Raw genomic sequence first — 15,510 nt, 5'->3', positions numbered from 1 at the left:
GCAGCGCGGCGTTACGCAAAGAGACCGCCCTCTCCGCCGGAGCGCACATAACAGTAGTCGAGCAGCTGACGCAGCTCCATCCACTGCAGATGCTTCAGCATAACCTCCGCCCCTTCGTCCCGCGACCGGGTGACCTGCTGTTCGACCGCTTGCGTCAGGGAAGCGGGGTCGTACACGGCCTGCGACGCCATCGCCTCCAGCTTCTCCCGCAGCGCCGGGCTTCCCACTCGGGCCAGGTCCTGCTCCTTCAGGTAAGCCTGCATCCGTCCTCCGAGCTCGTCGGAGAACGGAAGGCGGCCGGCCAGCCGGAGCCAGTACTGCGCATTGGGGTAATCGCCCTCCATGCGGTGCATGATGCCGTGAAGCAGGCTGCCTTCGGGCGTGTGCAGCTCCTGCGAGAGTTCATGCGAAGCATCGAGGCTCTCGTTGAAGAGATGCAGCGCCGACTTCACGGCCAGCGCGAACGGCTTCTCCTCTTCGCCGAAGCCCTCGACGGAGAGTTTGCCGATGCGGATGTCATCGAGCTCATCCAGCTCTTCGGCCGGGTAGAGCGACGGTTCGTGAGCCGCCAGACGCTGCGAGAGCGTTATGAAGTGATCTTTCCAAGCCAAGCGGTTCGCCTCCTCCTTGTGCCGCCGTCAAGCGGCGATCTAGAGGTGGGTCTTGCCCACCGAGATGTCCTGATGTACGCGGAACCAGAGATGCAGCTCGTTGATCGTGCTTGCCAGCTCGGCGATCTCGGTGTTCAGCCGGCAGGAACTCACAAAGTTGTCCTCGACGTTCAGCTGGTCCTGCCTGGCGATTATCATCGTCTCGAGTCTTTTTATCCGATCGGGGATCATGCCCCGGATTTCTTCCCACCGCAGCAGAATCGCTTCCTGTTCCCGTTCGCTGTAATCTTCGAAATCTTTGTCCAGACGAGGCAGCGGGATTCCCAGACGTTCGTCGAATACAAATAGATGATCCATGTCTGTTCCACCTTTCTATCCCGGCATGCGGTCAGCCGTGCACAGGTTGTACAGCAGAATATCTATATAAATGTATCACGAACGTTGAAAGGCTTCCAGTGCCCCCGTAAATTTTATTAAAGTAAACGCTCCACTTGTGACGAATCAATGCTATAATGTCTAAACTGAAAAGAGGGGATCGCCATGTCACAAGGGACCAAGGAGCGCGTGTCGCTGCGGCAGCTGTTCGCTTTCTTCCTGCCGCTCGGCCTGTCCGCCAGCCTCGTCACCATCTCTCACGTCATCATCAACAGTACGCTTGCCCGGTCGGTATCGCCGGAGCTCATCATCGCGAGCTACGCCCTGCCGATGAGCATCCTCGGCATCACGGAACGGCCCGCGGTGCTGCTGAGGCAGACCTGCTCGGCCCTGGTGCGCGACCGGCGCTCCTTCCGTGCGATGTCGCGGGTAGCCTTCTACGTGCTGGGCTCCGTATTCGTGCTTGGCGGCATCATCTCCTATACGCCGCTCGGCCCGTGGATCTTCACGAACCTGTTCGGCGCCGAGGAAGCCATGATACCCGGCATGATCGCGGTGTACCGGGTGCTCATGTTCGTGAGCATTTTCTCCGGCATCCGCTGCCTGTTCCACGGCATCATTATTTATAATATGAGAACGAAATGGCTGACGATCGGGATGGGAATCCGCCTGCTCGGGATGTATCTGCTCTCCCTGTACTACATCCGCACCGGTGTCGACAGCGCGGTTGCGGGGGCGGTCATCTTCCTTACCGGGATGATCATCGAGGCGTCGGTCTCCGTCTGGGAAGGCCGTTCGCTGCTGCGCCGGGTGATTCCGGAGGTGAAGGAAGGCCATGAGATCGCTTCGGCGTCTCAGATCTTTCCCTTCTACAGGCCGCTGCTCTACTCGTCCTTCATCGCGGTCATCGCAGGCCCTGCCATCAACGCCTTTCTCGGCAAAACGTCCGACATCGCCTTAGCGATCGCGTCGTTCGCTATAGCGGGCAGCGTGACCCAGCTCGTACAGAGCTTCTTCTCTTACATACATCAGATCGTGCTGAACTTCCACCGGAAGGATCCGGCGGCCGTGCTCCGCTTCACCGTCATGCTCTCGCTCATTCCGGCCGCGCTGCTGGCCGTGCTGTGCTTTACGCCGGCCGGCCCCTGGTTCCTGCAGCACGTGATGGGTGCAAGCGAGAGGCTTATGCTTGCCAGCCTGTCCACTTTGAAGATATTTATGCTCATGGTGCTGCTCTTCCCGTGGCTGGACTTCGGCAACGGACTGCTCATGCTCCGCAGCCAGACCAAAGTGATGGTCTGGTCGCAGGCCGCCAACGTGACCGTGACCCTCGCGGCCCTGTTCCTCGGCGTGCTCTGGAATCCCGCCTGGAACGGCGCCATCGGCGCGCTGGCCCAGTCGCTCGGGATCGCCGCCGAGCTGTGCGTGGTCTTCTATGTGCTGCGGGAGACGTCCAAAGCGGACGGCCGCCTGCCCGGCAGCCTGCTCGCAGCTCCGCCAAAACCAAACGAATCGAGTGAATCCGAATGACCGATACACAGGAAACCGGCAGCCCCACGCTGCTCCGGTGTTTTACGTTTCCTTTTTTATGACCGTGGCCGTGATTACGTCCTACTTCCCGCTCTACTTCCAGTCCAAGGGCTTCTCTACCATCCAGATCGGGCTCCTGTACTCCGTTGGCCCCATGATCGGCATCGCCTCGAACCTGTTCTGGGGGGTGATGAGCGACCGCTTCCGGACGGTGAAGAAGGTGCTCGTCCTTATCCTGATCGGCCAGCTCACGATGGCCTTCCTGGTGTTCCGGTCCGACGCGTTCGGCCTGCTCATGCTGCTCATGGGCGCGTTCTTCTTCTTCCAGACGCCGATGACCTCGCTGAGCGACTCGCTGTCCCTGCTGACCGCAAGCCGGACAGGCAAAAGCTACGCCTCGTTCCGCGTCTGGGGCTCGATCGGCTTCGCCTTCGCCGCGCTGGTCTTCGGCCAGCTGCTGCGAAGCTATGGCGCCGGTCTTACCGTCGTCCTCGTGCTCGGCACCATCTTCTGCTCGCTGGCCCTCTCGCTCTTCCTGAAGGATGCCAGGGAAGCGGGCGTCAAGAAGCCGGATTTCTCGGGCCTCATGCCGATCATCAGCTCCCGGCCCTTCGTGGCGTTCATGCTGACCGTGCTCGTGCTCTCGGTCGCCCACCGGATGAACGACGGCTTCCTCGCCCTGTTCCTGCAGCGGCTCGGGGCCGATGCGTCCATCGTAGGGAACTCGTGGATGGCCTCTGCGCTCAGCGAGATTCCCGTGTTCTTCCTGCTGAGCAAGTACGGCCACAAGCTGAAGGAGCTCCCGCTGCTTGCCGTATGCGCGGCGATGTACGCACTTCGATTCCTGCTCATGAGCCAGGTGGAGAACCCGCAGTGGGTGATCGTCATCCAGCTCATGCACTCGGTCTCCTTCGGCATCTTCCTCTTCACCTGCATCCGCTACATCCAGAGCGTGGTTCCGGACCAGTTCCGCGCAAGCGGACAGGCGCTCTTCGCCATCACCTGGTCCGGGCTCGCCGGGCTGCTCAGCGGCCTGCTGGGCGGCTGGCTGTTCAATAACTGGAGCCCCCACGCGATGTACGGCGCCGCCTCCGCCCTGGCTCTCCTCGGCATGCTGGGCTTCCTTGTCCTTCATGCGAAGACAAGAGACAGCTCGCTGGAAGCGGAGATGCAGCGCGGGGAGCGGTAACCGTGCCCTCCTTGAGCCCACTACGAAGCAGCAGGGGGCCTGCCTTGCGCACCCGATCCCGCACCGCACCGCCATGATATGTTTTGAAGCCGGACACCGTCTTCCAGGTATGACGAGGCCCGGCTTTTTGGCATGCAGCTCTCTTTATCCGCCCCCCCGAATTCTTAACTATTCCTTAACTTGTAACTTTTGGCATAAGAGGCTCGTCTGTTATCTGGGACTATAGCGTCCCCACAATGGCAAGACCTGGAGGGTACCCTGTGTTAGCCGTACGAGGATTATCCCATAGCTTCACGAACGGCACCGAAACGACCCCCGTGCTGCAGCAGATCGACTTCGAAGTGGAAGCGGGCGGTCTGGTGTCGCTGCTCGGCAGCTCCGGCTCCGGCAAATCGACGCTGCTGAACCTCATGGCCGGTCTGATGAAACCGACAACCGGCTCCATCCTCATCAACGGGGAGGCCATCGAGCGCATGAACGAGAATCGTCTTGCCGAGTTCCGGCGGTCGCAGATCGGCTTTATCTTTCAATCTTACGAGCTCATCCCCCATCTGACCGTAAGGGAGAATGTCGAGCTCCCTCTCGTCTTCCAGGGCGTCAGACCGAAAGTGCGGCGGGAGAAGGCCGACAGCCTGCTGACGCGTGTCGGCATCGGGGACAAGGGCGCGCTCTTCCCCTCGCAGCTCTCGGGAGGCCAGCAGCAGCGCGTCTCCATCGCCCGCTCGCTCGTGACGGAGCCTGCGATCGTCTTCGCGGACGAGCCGACCGGTAACCTGGATACGAAGACGGAGGAAGAGATCATCGCCTTGCTCCTGGAGTTGAACGGGACGCTCGGGCTCACCTTCGTGATCGTCACTCACGAGCTGGAGGTTGCGAAGCGGACCCGGCGCGTGATCCATCTACGTGACGGACGGCTCGTGGAAGACCGCCGTCAGGAGGTGACGCCGCCATGAGAACGGGCGATTATCTGCGCCTCGGGTGGGATCAGCTGCGGCGGCGCATCGTCGTCACCCTGCTGTGCGCGATGGGGCTGGCGATCGGCTCCTCCTCCATTATCGTGGCGCTGGCCTTCGGCGAATCGATCCAGACCCTCGCCCGCAATTCGATGAACCAGTTCCTGAGCATGGACGAGATCCTGGTTGCGCCGGGCGACAGCACCGAAGGTTCGGCCGAGTCCGGGGCAGGCGAGCTTACGCAGACCAAGATCGGGGTCATCCGCGGACTGCCCCACGTGAAGGCGGTCGCCTCCTTCCAGACCCTGAACGGCCTTCCCTTCGAGCTGGGGGGCAAGCGGGGGTTCCTGAATGAGGTCCATATTACCGAGCTGGATACGCTTCAGGACTTCGGCATCGAATTCGGGCAGGGCGGCGGCTCACTGGAGGGGGAGAATGCAATCGTGCTCACCTATGGCGCGACCATGGGGCTGCTTGACGCGAACACCTCAGCGTCCATCGCGAAGCAGGCACGCAGCGGACAGCAGCGGGAAGCCCAGGCCGCCTGGCGCAGTTATCAGCTTATCCCCTATCCCATGTACCAGAAGCAGCTGCTGCTGAAGCCGGAAGCCCCCTCTGCAGCGGTCGGCATGGCGGGCCAGGCGGCCGGCAGCGTGGTCTCCCTGCACGCCAGAGTGGCAGGCATTATCAAGAAGCCCGAGGGCGCCTCCGAGGAGGCCGCTTCCCGGCAAAAAACGGCCTATGTCTCCCCGAAACTCGGAGAGCAGCTGCTCGAAGCACTGGAGCGCGCCGGAGACGAAAGCGCGAAAGCCATCCGCCGCACGGGCGGCACCACCTTCAGCCAGGTCAAGATCAAGGCGGATGACGTCGCGAATGTGAAGGCTCTGGAAGAGATGCTGAAGAAGCTGAACCTGAACGTGCAGACCAACCTTCACTACGAGGAGCGGATGAAGCAGGAGTTTCTGATGATCCGTCTGATTTTTGCGGGGGCCGGCCTGTTCATCCTCTTCGTCGCTTCCATCTCCATCGTGGTGGCCATGACGATGTCCACCTACCAGCGCCGTCGGCAGATCGGGATCATGAAGGTGCTCGGAGCCAATCTTCGGCAGATCCGGCACATGTTCATGGTAGAGTCCGCCCTTCTGGGGCTTGTCGGCGGATGCATCGGCATCCTGTTCTCTTACTGGGTCATCTGGGGCATCAACATTGCCCTGCTGAAGCTGGCGGACGTCCCCGGCGAGGAGACGCTCTTCATCTCTCCGTGGATTCTCCCGGTAGGCTTGTTCTTCGCGGTGCTGACCGGCGTGCTCTCCGGGATCTACCCGGCCGTCAACGCCTCCCGTACCGATGCCCTGACCGCGATCAAACGCGACTGAGCCTTGGCACCCCCACAGGACGTGTAATTGTACAGAAAGGAAGTCGGACTTATGAGCAAAAAGAAATGGCTGGCGGGAGCCGCCGCCGTCCTTGCGCTGGGCGTCACCGGCCTGCTCTACAGCCTGAGCCATCCTCCGGGCGACCGGCAGGCCGCTCCCGCCGCCGCTCCGGCCATTACCTTCCCCGTTACGAGGGAAGACATCGTCTCCACCGTGGAGGTGAAGGGCAAATCCTCCTACCAGCAGGAGTCCTATGTCAATGCCCCCTTCGGAGCGGAAGTGAAGACCTGGGCGGTGAAGGACGGGGCCCAGGTGGCCAAGGGTGATCTGCTGTTCCGCCTGGACGATACCCTGCTGCGCAATGAAATCGCAGAGCTGCAGACCGGCGCGAAGAAGCAGGAGCTCGAGAGCCGGCTCGCCCGGTTCCGCCAGTCGGCCCAGGGCACTCAGGCGGAAGCCGCAGGACTCTCCGAAGCGGAGGCCAAAGAGCGGTTCGCCGATGCCGAGAGCTTGCGCATCACCCAGGAGATCGGGGCGCTGACCCTGGAGCATACCCGGGCTCAGCTGGCGGAGAAGATGAGCAAGCTGAACGGGGCGGCTTATTATGCGCCCGAAGCCGGCATCTTCCTCTTCGACGATACGAAGGAGCCCGAATCGGTCAAAGAGCACGAGCGCATCGGCCGCATCGTCGACGTGACGAAGCTGCAGCTGATCTGCATGGTCAGCGAGTTCGACCTGTTCCGCATCCAGGAAGGGCTGCCGGCTGAAGTACAGGTCGACGCCTTGAAGGATGTGAAGCTGAAGGGCAAAATCGAACGCCTCTCCAAATTCGCGCAGGCCGCAGACAGCGGCAGCTCTTCGGGAACGGCAGGCACAACTACGGCGGCACCGTTCGAGGTCGTCGTCTCGCTGGAGCCCCATGAGCGGCTGATCGCCGGCCTCAGCCTTACCGCTACGATCGAGACCGGGCGCAAGAGCGGCGTGCTCACGGTCCCCACACTGGCCGTCCAGCGCGACAAGGAAGGCCCCTATGTCATGATCCGGGGAGCGCAGGGGGCCGCCGAACGCCGGGCGGTCAAGCCAGGGCTGGAGACACCGGAGAAGACGGAGATCATGGAAGGCGTCTCGGAGGGGGAAACCGTGGTGCTGCAGTAGGCACAGCAGAGCGCGGGCGTTTTCCTCAACATCAGGCTCTGGCTGTCAGAGGGGAATTGCTCCAGAGCCCAAACGCTCAAGCATTCAGGTTCTCCGGCACAAATCGCCGTTCGGCCAAGGCTGGGCCGTTAATCCTGCATCCGTACATACCTGTTCAAGCCGTATCCGGTGAGGATACGGTTCTTCGGCGTCCAATTCGACAAGATATCGGGAGCATTCGGGAGAACAGACCGGATGGTTCCGCTTACACCGCCCTTTCATGCCTTGAACCCTCCTCTCTTCTTCTTGTATAATCGTGGCTATTGGACATCGGCCCCGACTTTTCTGAGAGTGGAAAGTCATATTCAACTTTTTTATGATCAAGGAGGGTTTCTTTTGCTTGCCCCACAACTGAAAAATCACTGGTTCAGCAATACCCGCGCGGATCTCCTGTCCGGCATTACGGTAGCGCTGGCCCTCATCCCCGAAGCCATCGCCTTCTCCATCATCGCCGGCGTGGACCCGATGGTAGGTCTCTATGCTTCGTTCAGCATTGCCGTCCTCGTCTCGATCTTCGGAGGGCGGCCTGCCATGATCTCGGCCGCAACAGGGGCCATGGCGCTGCTCATGGTGAATCTCGTGAAGGATCACGGTATGGAGTACCTGTTCGCAGCAACCGTGCTGGCCGGCATCCTCCAATGGTTCATGGGGGTACTGAAGCTCGGCCGATTCATCACCTTCGTCCCCCATTCGGTCATGACCGGTTTCGTGAACGCGCTGGCGATCCTGATCTTCATGGCTCAGCTCGTGCACTTCACCGGACAGGGATGGCTGATGTATGCCCTTGTCGGTCTGACGCTGGTCATCATTTATGGGCTGCCTCGCATCACCAAGGCGATCCCTTCGGCTCTGGCCGCTATCATTATTGTATCTGTACTGGTCATTTCGCTTGGCCTAGACGTCAGAACTGTAGGTGATATGGGCGAGATCACGAACGCACCGCCCGTCTTCCATCTCCCCCAGGTTCCCCTGACGATGGAGATGCTGGCGATCATCTTCCCCTACAGCCTGTCTCTGGCGGTCGTAGGGATCCTCGAGTCGCTGCTGACCGCCACCCTGCTAGACGACATGACGGGCACGCGCAGCGACAAGAACCGGGAAGTCCGCGGCCAGGGGATTGCCAATATCGCCACCGGCTTCTTCGGCGGCATGGCCGGCTGCGCGATGATCGGCCAATCGGTCATTAACGTCAAATCCGGCGGGCGGACCCGCTTATCCACTTTCGTGGCCGGCGCCTTCCTGCTCTTCCTCATCATGGTGCTCGGCAGCGTGGTGAAGCAGATTCCGATGGCCGCGCTTGTCGGCGTCATGTTCATGGTGTCCTTCGGCACCTTCGACTGGTCCTCCCTACGGAATATCCGGACTATTCCGTACAGCGACTCGCTCGTCATGCTGGTCACCGTAGTCATTGTCGTCGCCACGCACGATCTGTCCAAGGGCGTCTTCGCAGGCGTCATACTCAGCGCCGTTATCTTCGCCTGGAGAATGGCCCGCATCCGGACAACGAGCCATACCGATGCCAAGGGCGTCAAGATTTATACCGTCCACGGCCAGCTGTTCTTCGGTACCGTCTCGGGCTTCCTCGAAGGCTTCGATGCGGAGAACGACCCCCGTCAGGTTGTGATCGACTTCTCGCATTCGCACCTGTGGGATCACTCGGCCGTGAACGCCCTGGCCAAGGTGAAAGCCAAGTACGAAAGCGCCGGCAAAAGCGTGAAGCTCGCCGGACTCAATGAAGAGAGCCAGGGGCTGCTGAAGCGCACCGGCCTAGGGACCTCCGGCGCCCACTGACGGAAGTGGAACGGCCGGCCGGCGCAGCCTCTCTCTCCACAAGACCGAACCGCCTTCCTGACCGAAGGCGGTTTTTCGTTACATGCGCATCCGCTTGTTGTCATCGCAGGCCGGTAGAGGTATAATTGGAGAGCAGATCTTAGCACCAAGTACCAAATTTGCCAGAGTCCAAGCTTTTTGAGAGGATGAACTTATTCATGAACCCGACTACCCCTGCCGCCATGGCCTTCGAAGAATTCAAAGAAGTGCTTCTCGATCGCCGCAGCATCCGCAAATACACCGAGCAGCCGGTATCCGTCGAGGATATCCGCGAGATTATCGATTGTGCCCGGTACGCGCCAAGCGACACCAACTCCCAGACCTGGGAATTCATCGCGGTCACCAATAAAGAGAAAATCAAGGAAATCGAGCGCCTGACATGGGAGCAGCTTCACCGCAGAGCGGCCCAGGCCGAGGAACGCGGTCTGAGCAAGGAAGGCCGTCTGCTCGTGAAGTCGTTCGGCCCTTATGCCACCGCCTTCTCGGATGCGCCTGTGCTGATCGTCTGCCTGGCTACGCCGTACAACTCCAAGTTCCGCGAGCGGATCTTCGATCCGGTGCAGCTCGTCGACGATTCGGTCTGGGCCGAGGAGGGCATCAAGAGCTCCTGCCTCGCGGCGCAGAACCTGATGCTGGCCGCCCATGCCAAGGGGCTCGGCACCTGCCCGATGACCGGTCCGGTCCTGCTGGCCGAAGAGCAGCTGCGCGAGGTGCTGGACATCCGTCCGGAATGCCAGGTGAACATGGTCATTGCCCTCGGCTATCCGTCCGAGCGTCCGGCCCGTCTGGCCCGCAAGCCGGTCGATGAAATTCTGACCTTTGTGGAATAGGAACTGTCCGCCTTCTTCTCCTTCCAAGAGCCCCCGGTGTGATGCCGGGGGTTTCTTGATTCCGGCTTTCCCGGAAACAGAAAAAAGCGGACCCGGAATGATAGCATTCCAGGTACCGCTTTATGAACAAAAATGATGACACGATTGTAAGAAAACTATCTGCACATGAATGAGTACCGTAAACAAGTGACGGTAAGTTTTCTTGTTGAAATCAAGAAGCGAGATCAAGAGGTTCAATCGTTATGATTTCCGGAAGAAACCTTATATCATGCAGTCCGTTCCCTGAAAGGATTCGGACGATAAGTTTAATTACAGTTTGTGAACGTTAGCTGCTTGTGGACCGCGGTTGCCTTGAACGATTTCGAACTCAACCGATTGGCCTTCTTCCAGCGTCTTGAAGCCTTCGCCTTGGATAGCGGAGAAGTGTACGAATACATCGTCGCCACCGTCAACAGAGATGAAGCCGTAACCTTTTTCTGCGTTAAACCATTTTACTGTACCCTTCAATGAAAACAACCTCCTAGATGTATCGCCATCATGGGCGAATATGCTAAGTATACCACTCTTAGCAGGATAAATCAACAGAGGGCAATTTATACAGAGGGCTTGCGAAGCCGCAAAAGCTCGCCGGAACCGGGGATAAACGGCAGGCCCGAGGGCAGCAGTTCCGCCTCGGCCCCCTCATCCGCAAGTGCGTCCATCAAGCGATCGAGCTCCGCGTAACGCTCCCATTTCAGCGAGTACACGGGATAAATCCGCACCTCTCCACCCGGCCGGCATACCCGGAACAATTCCTTCACGGCGTGCAGGTGAAACTCATAATCGAACTGCTCCTGATACAGGAACAGAAAGTGGCTGCAGAGCACAAGGGAAAAGCTCGCGTCCGCAAAGGGCAGATGGGGCAGCATCGCAGACACATAACGCCCTTGATCCTTGAGGGCCGCAAAGTCCTCCGTAAACCGAAGCAGGGACGCTTCCCGTTCGCCCGGTGGCGATGCAGGTCCCCGTAGTACGCTCCAGTCGAAGAGATGCTGCAGCTTCCCCAGCTTCTCTGTCGATACGCTGATCTCCCGGCTCCCGTGCTCCGCGATCTCATCCGCCGTCATCGCATACAGCGGGTCGGCGGCCGACGCATGGAGTCCGCGGCGGCAGGCTTCGGCGACGAACGAGGAGGCACCGGCGGCCACATCCAGAATCGGTCCCGCTTCCAGCAGCTCATCAGGCAGCGAAAACATCCTCACGTATTCATCGTATGACCGGCAGGTCATGGCAACTCCCGCCTGCTCATACACCGGCTTCTTCTCCGGGGCCTGCGGTTCCTGTGCTTCATGGTTCATGGTCATGCAGCTCATCTCTCCTCATCTGATCTCATCTCGGCTCGTTATCCGTCCGCTGCTTCCACCCGCCCTCCGGCAGGTGCTGAAGCTTACAACGGATTGTAGCACAGGGAGGCAGGATTTTACAATGTTTTTTCCAAATAAATGAAACCGGTCGCAGCCCCGGTGCCCCATCCGCCCTTCTGCCTGATCCTCCCGCCCTCGGACAGCCTTGCTTTTCGGCCGCGGCTGAGGTATCATTTTCGCGCAGGAACCTGAATTTTCCTGAATATCCGGCACCGCCGCCGGCGGGCCGCAGAAACGGAGTCTGCCCTATGATTAAAAAACACGTGATCTACAAAAAAGATAAATGGAACATGCTTACGGTGGAAGTCAACGGCAAACAGCTGATTCTCCGTGAAATCTCCGATCAATGGGGCGAAGAATCCCGCACCTTCCTCTCCCGCCCCGAGATGATGCACTGGGTCGCCGAGCGGTTTCCGAAGGAGAAGTTCGAGGATAACCCGGAAGAATATGAAGAGATCATCGCCGCATTCAAGCAGGTGTAGAGAACGGCCGGCTTTTTTTTACAAAATCCCCCGCGGATAAGCCTTGACTCCCTGCTTGGCTCTTCGTTATAATGAAGCTAATTACATAAGGTGTCCTCCAAAGGGGAGTAGCTTCCACAATAAAAGTCGTCATTTCGGGTTCTTCGCGGAGCCCCGGCTTTATTGGCAACGTCACGTTGTTAGCAAGACCTTTGCCTATCGGGTAAGGGTCTTTTCTGTTTGTCCAGACCCTTACCTCCGGTCAGGTACGGGTCATTTTTATGTGATCAGCAAACGGAATCTCCTCGGCTGCGAAAGGAAGACCAACCAAACTGAATAGGAGTGGTGAACGTGGACTTCTCTCTGGAGTTCCTGCTCAAACTGCTGAACATCGTCCTCATCGACCTTGTTCTGGCAGGAGATAACGCGATCGTGATCGCGCTGGCTGCAAGAAATCTGCCCAAGGTACACCAGAAAAAAGCGATTATGTGGGGAACGGTCGGCGCGGTGGTCATCCGCGTGCTTGCCACCCTCGCCGTTGTATGGCTGCTCAAGCTGCCTTACCTCCTGCTGGTGGGCGGCGTAGTGTTGATCTGGATCGCCTACAAGCTGCTCGTGGACAAGAGCGACCATGCGGTGGAAGCGAAGCCTCAGCTGTGGCCCGCCATCCGCACCATCATTATTGCGGACGGAGTGATGGGCTTCGACAACGTCATGGCCGTCGCAGGCGCCTCGCACGGCGACTTCCTGCTTGTGGTGCTCGGCCTTCTGATCAGCGTACCGATCATGGTCTGGGGAAGTACGATGTTCATCAAGCTCGTCGAGAAGTACCCTTGGATCATCTACATCGGATCGGGCGTTCTGGCCTACACGGCAGGCTCCATGCTTACGGAAGACCCATCCGTTGCGAATTGGTTCGAGGAGAACGGCATCCTCAAATGGGTGCTCATCTCTCTCATCGTCGTAGGCGTACTGATCACCGGCTACGGCAAAAAACTGTTCGGCTCCTTCGTCTCCATTAACGAGAACGGTCATCTGACCATTCCCCAGGAGCTGGAGCAGGAGGCGGACATCCAGCCGAACGACAGCTTCAAGGCGAAGCGCGACGAAGACGGCCGACTGGTGCTCGTCAAGCTCAAGCCGAACAGCTGATCCGCACAGCCTTACTGCATCTCCATAACGCAATCCTGCAAAGGCCGGCATCGCTACCCGATGCCGGCCTTTGTTCGTCATCCGCGGCAGCAAGCCGAGCCGTTCTGTTTGGCCGGCTGTCTCCATAGAAATTAAGGATGCGCCCCGCCGCCTCCGCATCATGCCCCTCCCCGGGCCATACCGGAAATCCCCTCCCGTCAGAGAGGATTCCGGCCCTTCTTGGCGAACACTAGGGGATACAAGTGATAAAAAAGCCTACCGAACCGAGGTGAACCGTTCAGACTTATGAGCAACAGCGCATCCGTAGTAACCTTCATTATCCTATCGTTCTCGCTGGGACTGATTCTGATCATGAAGAAGGACACCCTGCCGCCGGGAACCAAACGGCCGCTGGCCATCATCGCCCTGGTGATGATCTCCTTCTCCTTCTTCATGATGGTCTACAGCTTCTTCTCCCTGCCCCAGCAATAGACTTCTGTCCGGCAATTCCCTATACTAATATTTGAATCACGCTCCGGTTATACTAACCAACGTTTCCAGACCTACCCATCCTGCTGCCTTGGAGCGTGAGCGGCAATGCGTGCTATTCCCGTGTTCTTCTGCGGCATCCTGCTGAGCGGACTGCTGGTCTCGTCCGCAGCTCAGACGGGCTCCGCCGCGAAACCTATTCATCCGATAAGGAGGGCTCCCATGAATCAGTTACCCAAACGCAATGACGTTCCCGCCGAACACCGCTGGAACCTTCAGGACCTGTTCGCTTCCCAGGAAGCTTGGGATGCGGAGTATCAGAAGGTCAAGGACGCTTTGAAGAATGTGGGCCGCTTCGAAGGCAAGCTGGCCGATCCGGCTTCAATCAAGGAAGTCTTCCAGCTAGAAGATGAAATCTCCATACATACCGAACGTCTCTACGTATATGCCAACATGAAGCATCATGAAGACATGGCGGATCCCGTATATCAGGCCTTATCCGATAAATCCAAGAAGCTCAGCGTAGAAGTCGGCGAAGCCCTCTCCTTCGTGTCCCCCGAGATTCTGAGTCTCTCCGATGAGGTGCTCCAGGCGCTCGTCGGGCATCCCGATCTGGCCTTCTACAAGCGGACCCTTGAGGAAATGATCCGCCAGAAGCAGCACGTCCTCGGCAAGAGCGAGGAAGCCCTCCTCGCGCAGGTGGGCAACCTCTCCCAGGCGCCGGGCACGATCTACGGCATGCTGAACAACGCGGACCTGAAGTTCCCGAAGGTCAAGAACGAGCAGGGCGAAGAGGTCGAGCTGACCCACGGCCGGTACATCCAGTTCCTGGAGAGCCGCAACCGCGAGGTGCGCAGGGAAGCGTTCCAGAAGATGTACGAAACGTACGGCAAGCAGAAGAACACCATTGCGGCCACGCTTGCGGCCAATGTGACGAAGAATATTTTTTATGCCAAAGCCCGCAAGTACCCTTCCACCCTCGAGATGTCCCTCTTCGGCGACAAGATCGACAAGGAAGTGTATACGAACCTGATCGACGCCGTTCATGACTCGCTCCCGCTCATGCACCGCTATATGGAGCTGCGCCGCAAGCTGATGAAGGTGGACCAGCTGCACATGTACGACCTCTTCGCTCCCCTCGTCGACGAATACAAGCTCGAAATCTCGTACGAAGAAGCGAAAGAGAAGGTCAAGGAGAGCCTGGAGCCGCTCGGCCCGGACTATCTCAAGGTGCTGCAGGAAGGCTTCGACAACCACTGGATCGACATCTACGAGAACGAAGGCAAGCGCAACGGGGCTTACAGCTGGGGAGCCTACGGCACGCACCCTTACGTGCTGCTGAACCACAAGGACAACCTCAACAGCATGTTCACCCTCACGCACGAGATGGGCCACGCGCTGCACTCCTATCTCTCGGATGAGAACCAGCCTTACCGCTACGCGCAGTACACGATCTTCCTGGCGGAAGTCGCCTCGACGCTGAACGAAGCGCTGCTCATGGACTACATGCTGAAGCATTCGAGCGACAAGAAAGAGAAGATGTACCTGCTCACCTACTACATGGACCAGTTCCGCACGACGGTGTTCCGTCAGACGATGTTCGCGGAATTCGAGAAAATCATCCATGAGAAGGCCGAAGCGGGCGAATCCCTGACGCCGCAGCTGTTCAGCGAGATCTACTACAACCTCAACGTCCAGTATTACGGCAAGGAGATGGCTGTGGATAAAGATATCGAGATGGAATGGGCGCGCATCCCCCACTTCTACAACTCGTTCTATGTCTACAAATATGCGACGGGCTTCTCGGCTGCGACGTCCTTTGCGAAGCAGATCCTGGATGAAGGCCAGCCTGCCGTGGACCGCTACCTCGGCTTCCTGAAGAGCGGCGGCAGCGACTACTCTCTGAACATCCTGAAGAAGGCGGGCGTGGATATGTCGACGCCGGAGCCGATCAAGCAGGCGATGAGCGTGTTCAAGGACCTGCTCGAGCAGATGGAGAAGCTGTCGGAAGCATAAGATCATAGGGCTGAGCCGGCCTGCCGGCTCGGCCTTTTTGAGCATCACCCGATTTTGCTGTGCGGGCCTTCGGGTAATAAAGGATATACCAAAAGCGCCTGCGATGAAAGGAACGTGCCGTC

15 protein-coding genes are annotated in these 15,510 nt (G+C 58.9%); 11 read left to right on the top strand and 4 right to left on the bottom strand.

All coding sequences use genetic code 11. The annotated features are described in order from the left end of the window. Positions 1–11: 11 nt before the first annotated feature. Together PM3016_RS09580 and PM3016_RS09575 are read right to left on the bottom strand one after the other, a co-directional pair. Positions 12–611, bottom strand: coding sequence for a hypothetical protein (locus PM3016_RS09580; protein WP_014369293.1), 600 nt, complete (start codon positions 609–611; stop codon positions 12–14). Positions 612–650: 39 nt separating this feature from the next. Continuing rightward, complete coding sequence (locus PM3016_RS09575; protein WP_013915318.1) at positions 651–968, bottom strand: hypothetical protein; 318 nt, start codon at positions 966–968, stop codon at positions 651–653. Positions 969–1,151: 183 nt separating this feature from the next. Here PM3016_RS09575 and PM3016_RS09570 point away from each other — a divergent pair, with 183 nt between their 5' ends. The 7 genes from PM3016_RS09570 to PM3016_RS09540 all read left to right on the top strand — a co-directional run bounded on the left by PM3016_RS09570 (position 1,152) and on the right by PM3016_RS09540 (position 9,888). Further along, positions 1,152–2,516 carry a hypothetical protein gene (locus tag PM3016_RS09570; protein ID WP_014369292.1) on the top strand — a complete coding sequence of 455 codons (1,365 nt, stop codon included), beginning with the start codon at positions 1,152–1,154 and terminating at the stop codon, positions 2,514–2,516. A 58-nt stretch (positions 2,517–2,574) separates the two neighbouring features. Continuing rightward, positions 2,575–3,705: an MFS transporter gene (locus PM3016_RS09565; RefSeq protein ID WP_238540479.1), complete on the top strand. Its 1,131-nt coding sequence runs from the start codon at positions 2,575–2,577 to the stop codon at positions 3,703–3,705. Between the two features lie 260 nt (positions 3,706–3,965). Continuing rightward, a complete protein-coding gene (locus PM3016_RS09560) occupies positions 3,966–4,658 on the top strand; it encodes an ABC transporter ATP-binding protein (protein WP_014369290.1) in 693 nt (230 codons plus the stop codon). Then, complete coding sequence (locus tag PM3016_RS09555) at positions 4,655–6,034, top strand: ABC transporter permease (protein ID WP_014369289.1); 1,380 nt, start codon at positions 4,655–4,657, stop codon at positions 6,032–6,034. Before PM3016_RS09560 ends, PM3016_RS09555 begins: the two co-directional genes overlap by 4 nt. Before the next feature lie 51 nt (positions 6,035–6,085). Continuing rightward, positions 6,086–7,189: an efflux RND transporter periplasmic adaptor subunit gene (locus PM3016_RS09550; RefSeq protein WP_014369288.1), complete on the top strand. Its 1,104-nt coding sequence runs from the start codon at positions 6,086–6,088 to the stop codon at positions 7,187–7,189. Between the two features lie 375 nt (positions 7,190–7,564). Beyond that, positions 7,565–9,019: a SulP family inorganic anion transporter gene (locus PM3016_RS09545; protein WP_014369287.1), complete on the top strand. Its 1,455-nt coding sequence runs from the start codon at positions 7,565–7,567 to the stop codon at positions 9,017–9,019. Between the two features lie 221 nt (positions 9,020–9,240). Then, a complete protein-coding gene (locus tag PM3016_RS09540; RefSeq protein WP_014650107.1) occupies positions 9,241–9,888 on the top strand; it encodes a nitroreductase family protein in 648 nt (215 codons plus the stop codon). A gap of 309 nt (positions 9,889–10,197) precedes the next feature. Here the strand turns inward: PM3016_RS09540 and PM3016_RS09535 are convergent, their stop codons facing one another. Together PM3016_RS09535 and PM3016_RS09530 are read right to left on the bottom strand one after the other, a co-directional pair. Further along, positions 10,198–10,395 carry a cold-shock protein gene (locus tag PM3016_RS09535; RefSeq protein ID WP_013915310.1) on the bottom strand — a complete coding sequence of 66 codons (198 nt, stop codon included), beginning with the start codon at positions 10,393–10,395 and terminating at the stop codon, positions 10,198–10,200. Between the two features lie 86 nt (positions 10,396–10,481). Continuing rightward, positions 10,482–11,231, bottom strand: coding sequence for a class I SAM-dependent methyltransferase (locus PM3016_RS09530; RefSeq protein WP_014369286.1), 750 nt, complete (start codon positions 11,229–11,231; stop codon positions 10,482–10,484). Between the two features lie 308 nt (positions 11,232–11,539). Here PM3016_RS09530 and PM3016_RS09525 point away from each other — a divergent pair, with 308 nt between their 5' ends. The 4 genes from PM3016_RS09525 (at position 11,540) to pepF (ending at position 15,388) form a co-directional block, all read left to right on the top strand. Next, on the top strand, positions 11,540–11,773 hold the full coding sequence (locus PM3016_RS09525) for a hypothetical protein (protein WP_013915307.1): 234 nt from the start codon (positions 11,540–11,542) through the stop codon (positions 11,771–11,773). A 330-nt stretch (positions 11,774–12,103) separates the two neighbouring features. After that, positions 12,104–12,904 (top strand): TerC family protein, encoded by an 801-nt coding sequence (locus PM3016_RS09520; protein WP_013915306.1) that lies wholly within the window; start codon positions 12,104–12,106, stop codon positions 12,902–12,904. Positions 12,905–13,189: 285 nt separating this feature from the next. Next, on the top strand, positions 13,190–13,375 hold the full coding sequence (locus PM3016_RS09515; RefSeq protein ID WP_013915305.1) for a hypothetical protein: 186 nt from the start codon (positions 13,190–13,192) through the stop codon (positions 13,373–13,375). Positions 13,376–13,594: 219 nt separating this feature from the next. After that, positions 13,595–15,388, top strand: coding sequence for an oligoendopeptidase F (pepF, locus tag PM3016_RS09510; RefSeq protein ID WP_014369285.1), 1,794 nt, complete (start codon positions 13,595–13,597; stop codon positions 15,386–15,388). The last annotated feature ends 122 nt before the right edge of the window (positions 15,389–15,510 follow it).

The sequence above is a fragment of the Paenibacillus mucilaginosus 3016 genome, from assembly GCF_000250655.1.
In the GTDB taxonomy this organism is placed as follows: domain Bacteria; phylum Bacillota; class Bacilli; order Paenibacillales; family NBRC-103111; genus Paenibacillus_G; species Paenibacillus_G mucilaginosus.
The sequence above is the reverse complement of the archived record's forward strand: the minus strand, read 5'-3'. Positions and strand labels throughout refer to the sequence as shown.